16 protein-coding genes and 1 pseudogene are annotated in these 15,959 nt (G+C 71.2%); 7 read left to right on the forward strand and 10 right to left on the reverse strand.

The features are described 5' to 3' along the window. Positions 1-37 precede the first annotated feature (37 nt). Positions 38-166: a hypothetical protein gene (locus tag OG937_41915; protein ID WUD77807.1), complete on the reverse strand. Its 129-nt coding sequence runs from the start codon at positions 164-166 to the stop codon at positions 38-40. Between the two features lie 180 nt (positions 167-346). On the opposite strand from OG937_41915, the gene OG937_41920 reads away from it, so the two are divergent. Then, positions 347-1,708 carry an MFS transporter gene (locus OG937_41920; GenBank protein WUD79049.1) on the forward strand — a complete coding sequence of 454 codons (1,362 nt, stop codon included), beginning with the start codon at positions 347-349 and terminating at the stop codon, positions 1,706-1,708. A 70-nt stretch (positions 1,709-1,778) separates the two neighbouring features. On the opposite strand, the gene OG937_41925 is transcribed toward OG937_41920, so the two are convergent. Both OG937_41925 and OG937_41930 read right to left on the reverse strand, forming a co-directional pair. Next, positions 1,779-2,990 carry a beta-lactamase family protein gene (locus OG937_41925; protein ID WUD77808.1) on the reverse strand — a complete coding sequence of 404 codons (1,212 nt, stop codon included), beginning with the start codon at positions 2,988-2,990 and terminating at the stop codon, positions 1,779-1,781. A 120-nt stretch (positions 2,991-3,110) separates the two neighbouring features. Continuing rightward, on the reverse strand, positions 3,111-3,695 hold the full coding sequence (locus tag OG937_41930) for a hypothetical protein (GenBank protein ID WUD77809.1): 585 nt from the start codon (positions 3,693-3,695) through the stop codon (positions 3,111-3,113). Positions 3,696-3,935: 240 nt separating this feature from the next. Between OG937_41930 and OG937_41935 the strand changes: the two genes are divergently transcribed. From OG937_41935 to OG937_41950, 4 genes are all read left to right on the forward strand, one after another. Continuing rightward, positions 3,936-4,511, forward strand: a complete 576-nt coding sequence (locus OG937_41935; protein ID WUD77810.1) for an IS607 family transposase — start codon at positions 3,936-3,938, stop codon at positions 4,509-4,511. Next, positions 4,508-5,965, forward strand: a complete 1,458-nt coding sequence (tnpB, locus tag OG937_41940) for an IS607 family element RNA-guided endonuclease TnpB (GenBank protein ID WUD77811.1) — start codon at positions 4,508-4,510, stop codon at positions 5,963-5,965. Before OG937_41935 ends, tnpB begins: the two co-directional genes overlap by 4 nt. 109 nt (positions 5,966-6,074) lie before the next feature. Next, a complete protein-coding gene (locus OG937_41945; protein WUD77812.1) occupies positions 6,075-6,245 on the forward strand; it encodes a hypothetical protein in 171 nt (56 codons plus the stop codon). After that, on the forward strand, positions 6,227-6,520 hold the full coding sequence (locus tag OG937_41950) for a hypothetical protein (GenBank protein ID WUD77813.1): 294 nt from the start codon (positions 6,227-6,229) through the stop codon (positions 6,518-6,520). The genes OG937_41945 and OG937_41950 overlap by 19 nt, the downstream gene beginning before the upstream one ends. 15 nt (positions 6,521-6,535) lie before the next feature. Here OG937_41950 and OG937_41955 read toward each other — a convergent pair whose 3' ends face one another. The 4 genes from OG937_41955 to OG937_41970 all read right to left on the reverse strand — a co-directional run bounded on the left by OG937_41955 (position 6,536) and on the right by OG937_41970 (position 11,425). Beyond that, positions 6,536-7,114 (reverse strand): TetR/AcrR family transcriptional regulator, encoded by a 579-nt coding sequence (locus OG937_41955; protein WUD77814.1) that lies wholly within the window; start codon positions 7,112-7,114, stop codon positions 6,536-6,538. A 217-nt stretch (positions 7,115-7,331) separates the two neighbouring features. Beyond that, complete coding sequence (locus OG937_41960; GenBank protein ID WUD77815.1) at positions 7,332-7,550, reverse strand: hypothetical protein; 219 nt, start codon at positions 7,548-7,550, stop codon at positions 7,332-7,334. Between the two features lie 115 nt (positions 7,551-7,665). Next, complete coding sequence (locus OG937_41965) at positions 7,666-8,571, reverse strand: TIGR03619 family F420-dependent LLM class oxidoreductase (protein ID WUD77816.1); 906 nt, start codon at positions 8,569-8,571, stop codon at positions 7,666-7,668. Between the two features lie 397 nt (positions 8,572-8,968). Beyond that, on the reverse strand, positions 8,969-11,425 hold the full coding sequence (locus tag OG937_41970; GenBank protein ID WUD77817.1) for a SpoIIE family protein phosphatase: 2,457 nt from the start codon (positions 11,423-11,425) through the stop codon (positions 8,969-8,971). A gap of 269 nt (positions 11,426-11,694) precedes the next feature. Here OG937_41970 and OG937_41975 point away from each other — a divergent pair. Then, positions 11,695-11,869: pseudogene (locus OG937_41975) on the forward strand (helix-turn-helix domain-containing protein). Positions 11,870-12,381: 512 nt separating this feature from the next. Then, a complete protein-coding gene (locus OG937_41980; GenBank protein ID WUD77818.1) occupies positions 12,382-12,777 on the forward strand; it encodes a GNAT family N-acetyltransferase in 396 nt (131 codons plus the stop codon). Between the two features lie 52 nt (positions 12,778-12,829). On the opposite strand, the gene OG937_41985 is transcribed toward OG937_41980, so the two are convergent. The 3 genes from OG937_41985 to OG937_41995 form a co-directional block, all read right to left on the reverse strand. Beyond that, positions 12,830-14,548: an IMP dehydrogenase gene (locus OG937_41985; GenBank protein WUD77819.1), complete on the reverse strand. Its 1,719-nt coding sequence runs from the start codon at positions 14,546-14,548 to the stop codon at positions 12,830-12,832. A 390-nt stretch (positions 14,549-14,938) separates the two neighbouring features. After that, a complete protein-coding gene (locus OG937_41990) occupies positions 14,939-15,499 on the reverse strand; it encodes a hypothetical protein (GenBank protein ID WUD77820.1) in 561 nt (186 codons plus the stop codon). A gap of 31 nt (positions 15,500-15,530) precedes the next feature. Continuing rightward, positions 15,531-15,905: a nuclear transport factor 2 family protein gene (locus OG937_41995; protein ID WUD77821.1), complete on the reverse strand. Its 375-nt coding sequence runs from the start codon at positions 15,903-15,905 to the stop codon at positions 15,531-15,533. Positions 15,906-15,959: the final 54 nt, after the last annotated feature.

The following is a 15,959-nucleotide window of genomic DNA, read 5'->3' on the forward strand; positions in this document are numbered from 1 at the left end:
GCTATCCGGGTCGCACGGGGCATGCGACGCATGTGGGTCAGCCCTGCTGAAACACCTCCGCGACGACCTGGTCCACCACGTCGGCGGGCCGCTGCGCGACGACGCGGCCATGGTGGTGATCCAGCGCTCGCCCGAGCTCGGCGGCGACCACCAGGTACGCGAGCACGACCGCGCCGACGGGCCCCCGGGCAGCCGGGCAGCCGTGACCCGGATTCCTGGCGCGACGTTAGATCTGGGCACCGGACCTTGTCCGGGCGAGGCGCGGAACCCCCACGTTCTGGGCACTTCGCCCCGTCCCCCATCAGGGCCTTTCCCTCTGGAGCCGCCGATGTCGCCGACTTCCGCCATGCCCGCGCCCCCGTCCGCCGAGCAGCGCGGCAAGCGCCGCCTCGCCCTCGCGGGAGGCTCGCTGGGCAATCTCGTCGAGTGGTACGACTGGTTCGTCTACGCCAGCTTCGCCCTTTACTTCGCCGACTCCTTCTTCCCCGGCGACAACCCGACCACCCAGCTGATGAACACCGCCGGCATCTTCGCGGTCGGCTTCCTCATGCGTCCCGTCGGGGGCTGGGTACTGGGCCGCGCCGCCGACCGGCACGGCCGCAAGAGCGCGCTGACCCTCACCGTCACCATGATGTCCGTCGCCGCCCTGCTGATCGCGGTCGCGCCGACGTACGGTCAGGCCGGCTACGCCGGCGCGCTCGTCCTGCTGCTCGCGCGATTGCTGCAGGGCCTGAGCATCGGCGGTGAGTACGCGGCCAGCGCGACCTACCTCACCGAGGCGTCGGCCCGCAACCGGCGCGGTCTCGGCTCGTCCTTCCAGTACGTGTCGATGACGGCGGGACAGCTCCTGGGCCTGGCGATCCTGATCACCCTCCAGCACGTGCTGACCACGGACCAGTTGCACGACTGGGGCTGGCGCGTCCCCTTCCTGCTGGGCGCGGTCTTCGCCCTTGTCGTCTTCTGGATCCGGCGCAGGCTCGAGGAGACCGACGCCTTCGCCGAGGAGGCCGGCACACAGGACGATGCCCGCGGCTCGCTCCGGCTGCTGTGGCAGCACCGGCGTCAGGCGCTGCTGGTCATGGGGCTCACCCTGGGCGGCACCGTCGCGTACTACACGTACACCACCTACCTCACCAAGTACCTCATCGGCAGCGCCGGCATGGCCAAGAACACCGCGACGCTGGTCAGTTTCACCGCGCTCTTCGTCTTCGCGCTGCTCCAGCCCCTGGCCGGTGCGCTGTCGGACCGGATCGGCCGCCGACCGCTGCTGATCACCTTCGCCGTGGGGTGCACCTTCGGCACCTACCCGATCATGACGGCGCTCGGCTCGGCCTCCTCGTACTGGCCTGCGCTCGGCCTCTCGCTGCTCGCGCTGGTGATCGTCACCGGCTACACCTCGATCAACGCCGCGGTGAAGGCCGAACTGTTCCCGACCCGGGTCCGGGCGCTGGGCGTGGCGCTGCCGTACGCGATCGCCAACGCCCTGTTCGGCGGCACCGCGGAGTACGTGGCGCTGTGGTTCAAGGACGCCGGTCACGAGACGGCCTTCTTCTGGTACGTCTCGGCGTGCGCGCTGGTCTCCCTCGTCACCTACGTCCTCATGCCCGACACCAGGAACACCGCGCTCAGCCGCGCCGAGGAGGCGGCCGGCGACCCGGCGCCGCCGCCCGCACGGTCGCCGGCCGAGGGCGTGGTGCCGCAGGCGTAGTACCGCCCCCACCGAGCTGAGCGGCCCCCGATCCCGGACGCGGCGCCGGGATCGGGAGCACGACGGTCGGTCAGCGGCGGACGACCTGCGGGGCTATGTCCTCGGTGAACGTCTCGCCCTCGGAGGACTTGGCGGTGAGCGCCTTGGCGGAGGTGGTGCCGCAGAAGGCGGCTTCCAGCGTGCCGCCGAGGATGGTGTTGACGGTTCCGTTGTTGGAGGTGTTGGCCATGGACGTCATGCTGCGCTTGCCGTCGGCGGTGGTGAACGCGTAGGTGTAGAAGCCCTGGACGGTGCCGGTGTGGCCGTACACGGTGACGCCGCAGGACAGCTTCCTGGCGCGCAGGCCCAGCCCGTAGGACTGGGTGCCGTCGGCGTTGACGGGGACCATGGTCATCATCTGCTGGAGTTGGGCGGCGGGTACGAGCGTGCCGGAGACCAGTGCGGAGAAGAACCGGTTGAGGTCGTTGGCGTTGGAGATGACCGCGCCGGCGGACTGCGCCCAGGAGACGGTCTGTTCGGTGGAGTCCACCAGCGGCAGCGTGGCGTCGTCGGGGCGGAGGTAACCGTGGGCGTAGGAGCCGGAGATGGTGGTCTGCGGGTGGACGTAGGTGGTGTTCTTCAGGTTCAGGGGCTGGAAGATGCGCCGCTGGTACTGGGTGGCCATCGGCACGCCGGTGACGTGCTCGATGAGTTGCCCCAGGACGACGAAGTTGGTGTTGGAGTAGCTGTAGGCCGCGCCGGGCTCGTTGGTCGGCTGGTGGGCCGTCGACAGGTCGATCAGTTCCTGGTAGGTGAACACCTTGTTCCGTACCGATTCGAAGCCCGGGACGGTGGAGTCGAACATGTCGTTGGTGTAGTCCCACAGGCCGCTGCGGTGGCTGAGCAGGTGCCGCACGGTGATCCGGTCGTCCGGCAGCGGCTGGGCCAGGTAGGTGTTCGCCGGTGCGTCGAGGTCGATACGCCCCTCGGCGACCAGCTGCATCAGCACCACCGTGGTGAAGGACTTGCTGACGCTGCCCACCCGGAACCGGCGGTCGGCGTCCATCGCGGTGCGGGCGACGGTGTCCGCCTGCCCGGACGAGATGCGGTAGCTCGTGCTGCCGGAGTCGATACGGGTCAGGGCACCCGGGGCACCGTTGGCCATCGCCTGCTTCTGCACGTCGAGGACGGCGCTGACGGAAGGGGCGGGGAGGGAGGAGGTGGCGGCGCCGGCGGGGGTGGCGGCCAGGACGGCCGTCGCGGTGCAGCCTGCGAGCACGATGCCCGCGTTCTTGATGCGCATGGTGGACTTTCTGATCGAGGAGCAGGTGACCGGTGGGGGGCGCCGCCGCCTTACGCGGCGACTGCGGGCCCGGGAACGCGGGGACCCGGATCGTGCCGGGTCCCTGCCGGTGGCCAGGCGTCAGCCGATGGCCAGGGTGGCGAGGGGGCGGTGGCCCGCGTCGAAGACGGTGACGCTGCGTATGAAGGGGCTCCCCGGCAGCGGGAGGGACGAAGGAAGCGGGCTGGTGGCGTACCAGGCGCCCCAGCCGGGGTGTCCGGGCAGCCGGACGACGGTGCCGGTGACCGTCCCGAGACCGGTGACGACCCTGACCGTGGCCGCGTCGGCCGCGTCGGCGGCGTCGTCCGGGATGACGTACACCCCGGACAGGAAGTACCGGTCGCCCACCGGTTCGGCTTGCAGGCTCACGCTGGGCCGCGTGGGATCGATGTTGCCGTCGACCACGCTGCGGAACTGGTCCGGCTGGTTGGGCGTGGACCAGTGCTTGCCCTCCTCGGTGAGCCACAGGACCACCCCGGGAGCCGCGTGGACGCGCTCACCGGGCGACACGACCCTCGCCCACCCGCCCTTCGTGGCGGGGGCGCCGGCGGCCGCGGTGGCCTGTGACGTACCCGCGGACGCCGTGGACGGCGTCATCGCGTAGGCCACTGTCGGCACCCCTGACAGAAGGGCCGCCGTCATCGTGGCCGCCGCTAACTTCTTCATCCGGGTCATGGACGAGACTCCTTGCAGACTGTCAAACGAACGCACCGGGGGCTCACATGCCCCCTCCACCTCCCAGACCGCGTTTCGGCGAAGATCGGTTGACAGAACGCGCAGACTTTCCCGGTCGGCGGTGGTGCACCACCCGCCAGGTCGGAACCGCCACTGCACGGACAGGGGGGCCGCCAGCTGTTGCGTGATTCGTTAGTGAATCTCAGCCTTTCTCATCCGCTATCTTGACGCGTGAAGCTTTCCGAGTGGGCGGCACGCAACGGCGTGCACTACCAGACCGCGTGGGCGTGGGCGAAAGAGGGCCGTATGCCGGTCCCAGTGCGCCAGACGCCATCCGGCACGTGGCTGGTCGACGAGCCCGCCTCGGAGACGTCCGGCCGCGTCGTGGCGTACTGCCGGGTTTCGTCGGCGGACCAGAAGCCGGACCTTGACCGGCAGGTGGCCCGCGTGGTCCAGGGGGCCACCGGTCTCGGCCTGCCGGTTGCGGAGGTCGTGACCGAGGTCGGCTCGGGGCTGAACGGGCGGCGCCGCAAGCTGCACCGGGTTCTGTCCGACCCACAGGCGGCTGTGATCGTGGTCGAGCACCGCGACCGGCTGGCCCGGTTCGGCGTCGAGCACCTCGAAGCGGTCCTGTCGGCGTCCGGGCGGCGCCTAGTCGTCCTCGACCCCACCGAGACAGCAGATGACTTGGTGCGCGACATCACCGAGGTGCTGACGTCGATGTGTGCGCGTCTGTACGGGCGGCGGGCGGCGAAGAACCGGGCCGCTCGCGCGGTGGCTGTGGCAACCGGCGAGGCCTCCGAGTGAAGAAGTTCCGGCCGCAGTCCGGGTTCGTGGCGCAGGCGTACCGCTTCGCTCTGGACCCGAACGCCGTCCAGGAGCGTACGCTGCGTTCGCACTGCGGCGCGGCCCGCGCGGCGTACAACTGGGCTGTTGGCTGGGTGACCGCCTCGTGGTGGCAGCGCCGCGCGGAGGAGTCCTACGGCGTCCCCGAGGCCGCGCTAACGCAGTGGCGGCCGTGGTCGCTGCCGTCGCTGCGGAAGGCGTTCAACGAGGCCAAGCACACCGACCCCAGGTTCGCGGACTGGTGGGAGGAGAACTCCAAAGAGGCGTACTCCACCGGTCTGGCGAACGCGTCGGCGGCGTTCGACAACTACGCGAAGTCGAAGAACGGCAAGCGCAAGGGCGCCCGGATGGGTGCGCCGCGGTTCAAGTCGAAGCGGAAGGCTCGCCTTGCCTGCCGGTTCACCACCGGCACGATCCGCGTGGACGCCGACGGCCGGCATGTGACGCTGCCGAGGCTGGGCACGATCCGTACCCACGAGCCCACCCTCAAGCTCCTCGCCCGCGTCCAGGCCGGGACGGCGCGGATCCTGTCTGCGACTGTGCGACACGAGCGCGGGCGCTGGTTCGTCTCCTTCCAGGTGGAGGTGAAGCGGGACATCGAGCGAGTCAAGCGTCCGGACACAGCGGTCGGGATCGACCTCGGAGTCAAGGCCCTCGCGGTGATGGCGGACAGCACGGGCGAGATCCGCACCGTCGCCAACCCCAAGCACTACGACACCGCGCTCAAGCAGCTGTGCCGCGCCTCCCGCGTCGTCTCCCGACGCCAGGGCCCCGACCGGCGCACCGGACAGCAACCCTCCCGCCGCTGGGAGAAAGCCAACGCCGCCCGCAACCGCGTGCACCACCGGGTCGCGAACCTCCGCGCGGACGCCCTGCACAAGCTCACCACGAGCGTTGCCGCCGAGTACAGCACGATCGTGGTCGAGGACCTCAACGTTGCCGGGATGCTCCGCAACCGGCGCCTCGCCCGCCGGATCGCCGACGCCGGGTTCGGCGAGATCCGCCGCCAGCTCACCTACAAGACCCGCCAGCGCCACGCCACCCACATCGTGGCCGCCGACCGCTGGTACCCGTCCTCCAAGACCTGCTCCGGGTGCGGCGCGGTGAAAGCCAAGCTGCCGCTGCACGTCCGGACCTACGAATGCGACGCCTGCCACCTGGTCGTCGACCGGGACGACAACGCCGCACTCAACCTTGCCGCACTCGCGGCGGCCTGCATGACTGGTACCGGAGTGGCCGGAGACCAGGACACCGCCCCGGTGGTGTCGAAGCCTCGTGGAGCCGACCGTAAGACCCGCGCCACCCGCCCCCGCCACAAGGCGGAGGCGGGGCGGGCAGGTGGCGCAACCCTGCCGCACCAGCGGCAGACAGAAGCGAGAGACCGTCCTCAAGCCGAAGCCCTCACGCTTTGGTGATGTGACGGACCTTCCAGGCAGAAATGCCCGGAATGCTGAGAGCCGCTGAGGCTCTGAGCAACGGCAGCGGTCCACGGATGCACGCGCTACCGGTTGAGGACGAGGCCGTATGGCCCACGCACCCGGCACGGCCCTCGCCCAGCGCGGCCACACCGTGGGCAGGGTCGGCCGGCCCCTGGACGCCCTGCGGTTCGTGCACGAGGCGGAGTTCGTCCTGCTCGGCCTCGAACTGCCGGACCTGGACCGGCTGGAGCTGCGGCGGTGGCTGCGTACCGTCTGAGGTGGCCCGCGCGCTTCGTCGACACCCCGTCCGACTGGGCGATCCGCGTCCAGGTCGACGAATGGCCCCCGGTCATCGACCTGGTCGCCGTGGGCTCGGGGATCGCGTTGGTACCGGAGGGCCGGGACTTTCCGTCGAGCTCACGCTCCGCGGCCGCGCTCCGGCTGCGGCGCCGCGTCGACCTCGTCTCTCCCGGGGGAGACGCGGGCGGCCCGGCCGCCCGTCGCTTCCTCGAACAGGTCCGCGGCAGCCTCCGTACCCCGGACGGTCGTTGAGGCGTCCTGTCGCGGTCAGCGGCCGAGTGCCCGGAGCACCATGTCCGCGTAGCGGTGCCAGACCGACGGTTCACGTTCCTCGAGCCGCACCAGCTGCAGGGCCGCGCCGCACAGGAGCACCCGCAGATCCAGTGGCGTGGTGTCCTCGCGCAGCGTCCCCGCCGCACGCGCGGTCTCCATGGCTTTGGTCAGCGACTCCAGGACCGACACGGCGGCCGGGGACGCCCCGTCCGCCAGGCGCTCGGCGAGCAGGCGGTCGCGGGCCAGGACGTCGAAGAGTTCGCGGACATGGCGGCGGAAGGCCTCGTCGGGGCCGGGTTCGTCCTGGGCTGCCGCGGTGCGTCGCTCGAGCTCCTCCAGACTCAGCCGGGTGATCGTCTCCAGCAGGTCCTCTTTGGTGGGGAAGCTCCGGTAGACGGTCGCCTTGCCGACCTGGGCCCGCGCCGCGATCTGGGGGACGGTGGCCAGGGTGCCGCGTTCGCGGAAGACGTCGACCGCGGCGGCGACCACGCGTTCGTGGTTGCGGCGGGCGTCCGCCCGTCGCGGTGGCGTGGAGGTCTGCCGGTCCGGGTCGGGCGGGTTCGCAGGGCTCATGGGACGGGTGGCCTGTCTGGTTCGATGAGGGGCTCGGCCCCTTGGGTCCGGCGGCCATGATATCGGACCCCGGAGTCCGTTTCGCCGGAAATCGAGGCGGCAGGCAGCGTTGTCGGGCTGTTGTGTCGTGTGCGCGTGACGTGTGTGCGTACGCAATTAAATGAAAAGTGGGCGGCCGACAGGTCCAACCCTGTCGGCCGGGGGTGCGAGGGGGGATTCAGACCATGGGGCGGACCCTGCCGCGGCGGGACGCCGCTGTGGCGACCGCCGTCATGCAGGGGGTGCAGTACTCGTCGCGGTAGTCGTCGTCGGGTGCCGGAACGGGCCTGCCGGCGAGCGCACGGCCGCACAGGGTGCTTCCGTCAAGCCGGAGCACGTGCCACAACTGGGCGGATCCGGTTTCCGTCGCTATGGGTTCGGCGCGCATGTCGTACATCGGCGACCTCCCACTCGAACGCGTATGCGGTCACGCTCATGAGACGCCGCCCGCCCCGAAGCCGCGACCGAGAGGCCGCCGAACGGGTGAATCGCGCAGGGTGACGGGCGTGGGATCAGCCGCGCCGGACGAGCGGCAGCAGATCCGTGACGAGTTCGAGCGAGGCGTCGACGTGGGGGAGGGACATGGACTCCACCATGAAGTGCTGGATGCCCGTCCGGTCGGCGAGCGACTTGATGGCGTCCGCGACCCGCGTCAGCGGGGTCCCCTCCACGACGTTGACCCGCATGACCGTGTCCAGCAGCGAAGGGTCGCGTCCCGCCGCACCGGCGAACTCGTCGATCAGGGCGCGCTGCGCCAGCACCGTGTCGGCGTCCACGAAGACGGGCGCGACGCACGCCGGCAGCCAGCCGTCCGCGCGCTCCCCGATGCGCTTGAGCGCGGCGGGGGCCCCGCTCGGCGCACCGAGGTAGAAGGGAGGGCGGGGCTTCTGCACGGGCTTCAACGGCGCGTACTGCAGCGGAAGCTCCAGGTGGCGGCCGTGGTATTCCACCGGGTCCTGGGTCCAGAGCAGCTCGAGTGCGTCCAGCATCTCGTCGGTCCGGGCGCCGCGCTTGGTGAAGTCCACGTTCGCCGCCGCGAATTCCTCGGGCGACCAGCCGACGCCGAAGCCGGGGATGAGCCGCCCGCCGCTGATCCGGTCGATCGTGGTCAGACTGCGGGCGAGCTGTGCGGGTGCGTAGACCGGCGCGATGAGGACGTTGGTGCCCAACCGCACCTGCTCGGTCGCCGCCGCCGCGACACCGAGCAGCACGAAGGGGTCGGCCGCGGTCCGGTACTCCACCGGGATCGTGGTGCCGGGACCGGTGGCCCCGATCGTGGGGTCGACGGCGGCGAAGTGCCGGTCGCCCGCCCACAGGCTGGCCGCACCGGCCTTCTCCGCCTCCCGGGCGAACTCGGCCGCCCGGTCGACCTGGTGGGCCACGTTGTGCAGGTACGGAAGCGCAAACCCGATCTTCATGGAAACCCTTCGTTCGCCTTGGAAGGCATGCCGGACACGGCCGTTTCCCACGTCAGGAGCCCGCGGCGAAGCCGTAGGCCGTGCCCAGCCTGCTGTCCCGCCGTCCGGGGGTGAAGGCACCGGTGTTCCTGGGAGTGCCGGGACCACCCGTCACCGTGATGACGAGGCGACTGGTCCCCCCTGCTCCCAGGACCGCCGGGGCACTGCCACCGGGGACCGGGGGCGTGCCCAGTGGGGATCACCCGGGGAACAGCCGCACCGGGGAGGCCGCGCCTCCACGCGGCCTCCCGGGAACGTGATGTGGGAGGACTCTCCCCCATGCAGTCGCAGGGACAGCGGCTGACCGCTGACCGGCCGCGCTCCGCGTCGCCACGCCCCTGTGCTGTGGCCCCGGTGTTCAGGCGGCCGCTACGGGCTCCAGGGTCTGCTCGGCCCAGATGGTCTTGCCGACCAGGGCGTACCGGGTGCCCCAGCGATGGGAGCACTGCGCCACCAGGAAGAGCCCGCGTCCGCCCTCGTCGGTGGTGGCCGCCCGGCGGATGTGGGGCGACGTGCTCGCCGCGTCGCTGACCTCGCAGATGAGTGTCCGGTCGAGGATCAGGCGCAGCCGGATCGGGTCGTGCCCGTGCCGGATGGCGTTGGTGATGAGCTCGCTGACGATGAGTTCGGTGGCGAAGGCCAGGTGTTCCAGCCCCCACAGGTCGAGCTGCCGCAGCACCAGCGAGCGCATGTCGCCGACGGCCGCCGGGACGGGGGGCACGGTCCACGTGGCCAGCTTCCCCGGGTCGAGGGGGCGGGTCCGGGCCAGCAGCAGGGCCAGGCCGTCCTCCACCGTGAGCTGGGCGGCGACCAGGTCGGAGATGGCGCGGCACGTCTCCTCGATCGGGCGGGCCCGGTCGGCGACGACGGTGCTGAGGCGGGCGGCGAGCGTCTCGGACGTGTCCGTGGCGCGCTGGAGGCTGTGGCTGGAGAACACCAGGGTGCTGCCTTCGGCGAGTTCCAGGTCCAGCGGCTCGAACACCGGGTCCCCCTGGCCGAGGGGGTTGTTGACCGGCACATCGGGGATCACCACGTCCCCGGTCCGGCCGACGACGGCCGGCGGGGGGTGTCCGGCACTGGCCATCACGCACCGCCGCGAGACGGGGTCGTAGACGGCGTACAGGCAGGTCGAGCCCTTCAGGGCCTCTACCACGGGCGCCAACCCGGTGGAGTGCTCGCGCTCCAGGAGCCGCGGCACCATGTCGTCGATCTGGCCGAGCAACTCGTCCGGGGTGAGGTCCACTTGGGCCAGCGTGCGGATCGCGGAGCAGATGTGCCCCATGCACGCCGCCGCCTGGAAACCCGTGCCGGGCACCGCGCCGACGACCAGGGCGACCCTGGCACCGGACAGCGGGATCACGTCGAACCAGTCGCCGCTCACCCCCGCGTGCACCCGCGACGGCCGGTAGTGCTGCGCCACCTCGACCGCGCTCTGCTCCGGGACGCTGCGCGGCAGCATGCTCGCGTGGAGGGTGAGGGCGGCCGTGTGCTCGTTGGTGTAGCGGCGGGCGTTGTCCAGGCAGATGGCGGCGCGCGCGACGATGTCCTGGGCGAGGACGAGGTCGTCGGGTTCGAAGGGTTCCGTGCCGTGCCCCCGGTACAGGTGCACCAGGCCCAGGGTCGCGTCCCGCGCGCGCAGCGGTACGAGGATCAAGGAGTCGATCCCGTACGTGAGCATCGCCTTGACCCGCTGGTCGGCGGTGTCCCGCAGCCAGGGGGCACTGAGGTCGACGACGGGGATCAGCCGCGGCCGGCCGTCGGCGAGGCTCTGCACGTGCGGTGAGTCGGGGGGATAGTCCTGCCGTTCCCCGGGGTTCCGGAGCGCGCTGATGACGTCCGGGTCGACGGCCGTGCGGGCGAGGGAACGCAGCGCGACGGGCCCGGAGCCCATCGGCTCCGGTTCCGCGCCCTCCATGACGTCGTCGAGGAGGTCGATCGTCGCCACGTCGGCGAGCCGCGGAACCAGCACGTCCACGAGTTCCTCCGCCGTGCACCGCATGTCCAGCGTGGTGCCGATGCGCATCGCGGCCTCGTCGAGGAGCGCCAGACGCTCCTTGGTCCGGTGGCGGTCCGTGATGTCGATGATCAGGTCGGTGACCCCGAGGACGTCGCCGTCCGGCGCGGTCAGGACGACGGAGGAGACGTGCCAGACGTGGTCCCGGTGCGGATCGGCCGAGGTGCGCCCTTGGTGGACGGCGTTGACGACCGGCCGGCCGCTCTCCAGGACCCCTTTGAGCCTGCGCTCGATCGCCATGGCGTCGAGTCCGGGGAGGACCTCGCTGACGGGCCGGCCCAGGGCCTTCTCCGCGGGGAACCCGTGGATGCGTTCCAGGGCGGCGTTGACCCGTACGAAGCGCAGGTTCCGGTCGTACACGGCGATGCCGATGGGTGCCTGGGTGAAGAGGGCCTCCAGGATCGCCTCGCCCTCCGCGAGGGCCGAAGGGGTTGCCGGGACCGCGATGACCACGGTGCCCCCGCCGTCGCGCCCTCCCGGCTCGAGCAACGGCGACATGTGGAGGACGACGTCGGGGGGGCCGCCGTCACGGCGGCGCGCGAGCACGGCACGACGGCCCGAGGAGGACGTCCGCCCGGGTGCTCCGTCGGCATGCCCCGGGGGTCCGGCGAACGCCTCCGGCCACAACTCGGCTGCCGGGCGTCCGACGACGTCCGCGGCGCGGCAGCCGAAGAGCCGCTCGGCGGCGGCACTCCACGCGGAGACGACGCCGCCGTCATCGAGGACGAATCCGGCGACGTCCTCGTCGCCGGACGATCCCGTGGGGCGGCGTCCGTAGGGAGCCTCGGAGGGATTGCCCATTCTCATGTCCTGTCACGCAAGGTGACGATCCCGGCTGTCCCGGGATGCCCCGGGCGCCCGCGAGACGCCTGCCGGCTCACGGCCGCACCACAACTCAGGCTACCGAGACCCGCCGACACGTGCCCGACCTGCTGCGAGGGTCACGCCGGTACGGACGGTGACGGCGCCGCCGCCCCGGGGTGAACACCTCGTGCGGGCCGTTTGGCCCGTCGTGCCTGGTACCAAGGGGGCCAGGCACGTGCGCGCGGAGCGGGGTTACGGTCGTCGGTATGGACGCTTCGAATGCGCTGGGTGAGTTCCTGCGGGCTCGCAGGCGCCTGGTCCGGCCGGAGGACGTCGGCATCGGCACCCAAGGGACGCGTCGGGGTCGAGGGTCTGCGACGGGAAGAGGTCGCGATGCTCGCCGGGATCAGCACGGACTACTACCTCCGGCTGGAACAGGGACCGGCTGAGCGCGCCGGAGCTGTGAGCGAAGCGCGCCGGTCCCCGGTCCCACGAAGCCCGACAACTCCGGATGCTCCGGCACACGGCACCCTGACGGCGAAAGCAACGAGGATGACAGACAGACGAATTCCGGCGGAGACGCCTGTGCACGGGGACGGCGTGGACCTGACCCGGGTGACCGCCAACTTCCGCCAGTACCTGCTCGGGTGGGGCGAGGCGGAGCGCGGCGAGGGGGACCTCGACTACTACCGCAGCGGACTCGCGACCCCCCAGTTCAACGGCGTGGTCCGGACCCTCTCCCCGGACGTGGTCGGGCGGGCGGCCGCCACGGCCAGGACCCGGCTCGCCGACGTCCCCTGGTGGTGGTGGGTGGGTCCCGACAGCCCGGAGGGAACGGCGGCCGAGCTCGCCCGTCACGGACTCGTCGAATTCGGCTCCGTCCCGGTGATGGTCCGGCCGCTCGACCGGCTCGTCGAGGCCGGGGAACGACCGGCGGCCTGCGGATCGAGACGGTGGAGGAGCCCGCCCGCCTGGCGGAGTTCGTCCGCACCTACAGCACCTCGATGGGCGTCCCGCAGGCCCTCGAGGCCGACATGGTGCGCATCGAGGCGCAGCGCTCCGACAACGCGGACGTCGTACGGCTCGCCGCGGTGCTCGACGGTCGCATCGTCGGTACGACCGTGGTGATCACGGCCCACGGCCACGCGGGGATCTTCCTCGTCCACGTCGCCGGGTCCCACCGCCGCCGTGGAATCGGCGGCGCCCTGACGGCCGCTGCCCTGCGCGTGGGACGCGACCGCGGGATGCATTCCGCCGCCCTCGCGGCCAGCCCCGCCGGTGAACCCCTGTACCGGCGCTTCGGCTTCACGACGGTGTCCGCGTACCGGCTCTTCACCCTGCCCGCGTGAGGACGGCCCCGTGCCCCGGCCCTGGTGAGGGCCGGGGCACGGGCCGGTGGGATCACTCCCCGGAGTGGACGGCGGGCCGGCGCAACTGCACCTCGGCGCCGGTCTGCTTGAAGGACTCCGCGGACACCGGGACGAGCACCGCGTCGCGGTGGAACTCCCGCAGGTTCGTCGACCCGCAGCTGATCATCGTCGAGGTGAGCTTCGCCCGGGTCCGTTCCACGTTGTCGTACAGGCTGCCGGCGTAGGGCACGTAGCCGTCGACGCCCTCTTCGAAGACCATCTGGCCGCGCTGGCCGTAGCGGGCCGCGTTCTGCGCGCGCCGTGAGCCCTCACCCCAGTACTCCTTGTACCACTGGCCGCCGATCTGCAGCTTCGGCGACGGGCTCTCGTCGAGCCGGGCGAAGTAGCGGCCGAGCATGATGAAGTCCGCCCCCATCGCCAGCGCCATCGCCATGTGCGAGTCGTTGAGCAGGCCCCCGTCGCAGCACAGCGGCACGTACACCCCGGTCTCCTGGGCGTAGGCGTCGCGCGCCTCGACCACGTCGAGCAGTGCGGAGGCCTGCCCGCGGCCGATGCCCTTCTGCGCGCGGGTGGTGCAGATGGCCCCGCCGCCGATCCCGACCTTCACGAACGCCGCGCCCGCATCGGCCAGGTAACGGAAGGCCCGGCCGTCGACGACGTTCCCCGCGCCGACGAAAACGTCGTCACCGTACGTCTCCCGCGCGAATTCGAGGGTCTTCGCCTGGTACACGGAATAGCCGTCGGAGGAGTCCAGGCACAGCACATCCGCGCCGGCTTCCAGCAGAGCGGGAATACGGTCCTTGAAGTCACGGGAATTGATGCCGGCGCCCACCCGCAGACGCTTCTCGCCGTCCACGCTCGCGCGGTGATACGTCTTGTGGGCCTGATAGTCCCTCTTGAGCACCAGGGAGACGGCCCGGCCGTCCTCGAGCAGCGGCAGAACGTCCAGGTGGTGATGCCAGATCAGCTCGTTCGCCTCGGACAGCGAAATCGAGGCCGGCGCGGTGACCAGATCGTCACGGCCCCGCATCCGGTTGCCGGCGGCCTCGGCGGTTCCGTGACGTTCCAGGTGGAAGTCGTCGAGGCTGATGATCCCCAGGAACTCGCCGTCCGGTTCCCCGTTCTCCGTCACCACGGCCACGCCCTGCTCGGTGTCGGACAACTGCCGTGCCACCTCGCTGAGAGGCGTCTGCGACGCCACGGTCACGTCGCTGGTCCGGAAGCCGGCCTTGTGCCGCTTCACCGTCCGCACGTCCGCGGCCTGGTCCTCGACCTGCTGGTTCTGGTGGATGAACGACAACCCGCCGACCTGCGCCAGCGCCACCGCCAGCGTCGGTGACGACACCGCCTGCATGATGGCGCTAACCATGGGGGTGGCGACCCGGATCCCCGGCTCCTCGCCGACCCGGTGACGCACCAGGGGCGCCCCGAGATCCACGTTGTCCGGCGTGCAGTCTTCCGTGGTCAGGCCCGGAATGAGGAGGTACTCACTCAGCGTGCGGGAAATCTCGGGGAGGATTTTCACGTCGTCTCCAAAAAGGGCCTGCGCACCGGTCGACGACCGATGGGCGAGGCTCGCGCCGGCAGTGCGGATCGACGCCGGCCGGTAGCGCACGGTCGGAAGGATGCGCTCTGGAGATCCTGAGAGCGGGCACACCCGGCGGGTCGGTGCACACGCGCGCGGCCGAATCGACAGCGAAGGCACGACAGACCGGAATCCGCACGGTGTTGCACAGGCGCTGACTTCCATGACGCCATGCGCGATCGTACCGCACCCGGCCTTTCCCAAGGTCAGGTCGAGGCGCTGGGGCGGCGTGCGAGGATCAGTGCGCGACCGGCCCGACGCTGCTCACCCATACGGGAAGAGGCGCCGCCTCCCGCTCGGGCGACGGTGGCTCCGACCGGTCGCCCACGACGTCAAGGTCCGGCCAGGCGACCAGGCCCGGTTCCCGGTCGTTGAGGAATTCCTTGCCGAGACCGACCGCCGGTCGTCCACCTCCGCGGACAGGCACCAGGTGTTGGTCTCCCACTCGACCCGGCGGTCGGCCGGCTCCAGCAGGAGCGGCTCCTCGGCCATCTCGGCGATCGATGTCAGCAGCACGCCGTAAGTATCCCCGCGTGTGCTCGGGGAATCGACGTCTCAGGCGCTGTCGGCGTCCGTCGGGGCGTCCAGGACCTCGTCGCCGTAGACCGTGGTCACCTCGACGTCCAGAACGGTGGCGATTCGGCCGAACGACCAGTAGTAGCCCGCCACTTGAAGGACCTCGACGAACTCGCGCTCGCTGAGGAAGGACCGCGCCAGGTCGAACACCTCGTCGCTGACGCGGGGCTGCCGCACCACTTCGGCGGTGAGGCGGAGCAGGGCGCGGTCGGGGAGGGGGATGGCGGGGTTGTCCAGGTCCCGGGCCCGGATGAGCCGGCGGGTCGGCTCGTCGACACCGGCGGCCTGCGCCATGGGTTCGTGCTGGGCCGCGACGAAGGCGCAGTCGGTGTACTCGGCGACCGTGAGGATCACGAGTTCGCGTGAACGGGCCGGGAGGCGCAGGGAGGTGAACTGGGCCCGGGCGAGCTCCACGAACGGTTTCACGGTGCCGGCCGAGTGGGACATCATCTTGACCATGGGGTCCGGCGGCAGCGCCGTCAGGTACTGACGGACGTCGTCGGGGAAGGACGCCGGGTCCGGGTCGGTCAGGCGGGGCATGGTGTGCTCCTGGGGTGGGTGGTCGGGGGCGTCAGCGGGCTTCGGCGGGGAGGTCGAAGCCGGTCTCGCTCAGGTGCGAGAAGCGGCCGTCCCCGGCGTGGGTGCCGAAGATCGCGATCTCGCGGTGCTGGGTGGAGCCGTCGGTCAGGGTGAGGTGGAAGACGTGCCGTTCGGCGTACGTCGTGCCGTCGCCGACCTCGTCGATGACGGTCACCGTGCCGCCGGTGATCCGGGGGCGGATGCCGGCGACCATGGCCGCGAACTCCTCGCGGGTCAGGACGTCGCCGTCGCTGCGGTGGGTGTAGTCGGGGGCGTAGTACCGGTCGAGGACCTCGTCCAGTGCGACGCCGGGCTCGGGCTCGAAGACCAGTGCCCGGAGGGCTTCGCTGATGCGGGCGCGTGTCATCCCAGGTGCTCCTTCGGGGGAGGGGTTATGTGGACCCTTGGGTCCGGATGCATC

Origin of the sequence: Streptomyces sp. NBC_00510, assembly GCA_036013505.1 — a bacterium.
In the GTDB taxonomy this organism is placed as follows: Bacteria; Actinomycetota; Actinomycetes; order Streptomycetales; family Streptomycetaceae; genus Actinacidiphila.

Coding starts and splice junctions, on each gene's coding strand:
- OG937_41960 (WUD77815.1), bottom strand. CDS start 7,550: ATGTACGACATGCGCGCCGAACCCATAGCGACGGAAACCGGATCCGCC.
- OG937_41945 (WUD77812.1), top strand. CDS start 6,075: ATGGCCCACGCACCCGGCACGGCCCTCGCCCAGCGCGGCCACACCGTG.
- OG937_41920 (WUD79049.1), top strand. CDS start 347: ATGCCCGCGCCCCCGTCCGCCGAGCAGCGCGGCAAGCGCCGCCTCGCC.
- OG937_41970 (WUD77817.1), bottom strand. CDS start 11,425: ATGGGCAATCCCTCCGAGGCTCCCTACGGACGCCGCCCCACGGGATCG.
- OG937_41965 (WUD77816.1), bottom strand. CDS start 8,571: ATGAAGATCGGGTTTGCGCTTCCGTACCTGCACAACGTGGCCCACCAG.
- OG937_41985 (WUD77819.1), bottom strand. CDS start 14,548: ATGGAAGTCAGCGCCTGTGCAACACCGTGCGGATTCCGGTCTGTCGTG.
- OG937_41955 (WUD77814.1), bottom strand. CDS start 7,114: ATGAGCCCTGCGAACCCGCCCGACCCGGACCGGCAGACCTCCACGCCA.
- OG937_41990 (WUD77820.1), bottom strand. CDS start 15,499: ATGCCCCGCCTGACCGACCCGGACCCGGCGTCCTTCCCCGACGACGTC.
- OG937_41925 (WUD77808.1), bottom strand. CDS start 2,990: ATGCGCATCAAGAACGCGGGCATCGTGCTCGCAGGCTGCACCGCGACG.
- OG937_41930 (WUD77809.1), bottom strand. CDS start 3,695: ATGAAGAAGTTAGCGGCGGCCACGATGACGGCGGCCCTTCTGTCAGGG.
- OG937_41995 (WUD77821.1), bottom strand. CDS start 15,905: ATGACACGCGCCCGCATCAGCGAAGCCCTCCGGGCACTGGTCTTCGAG.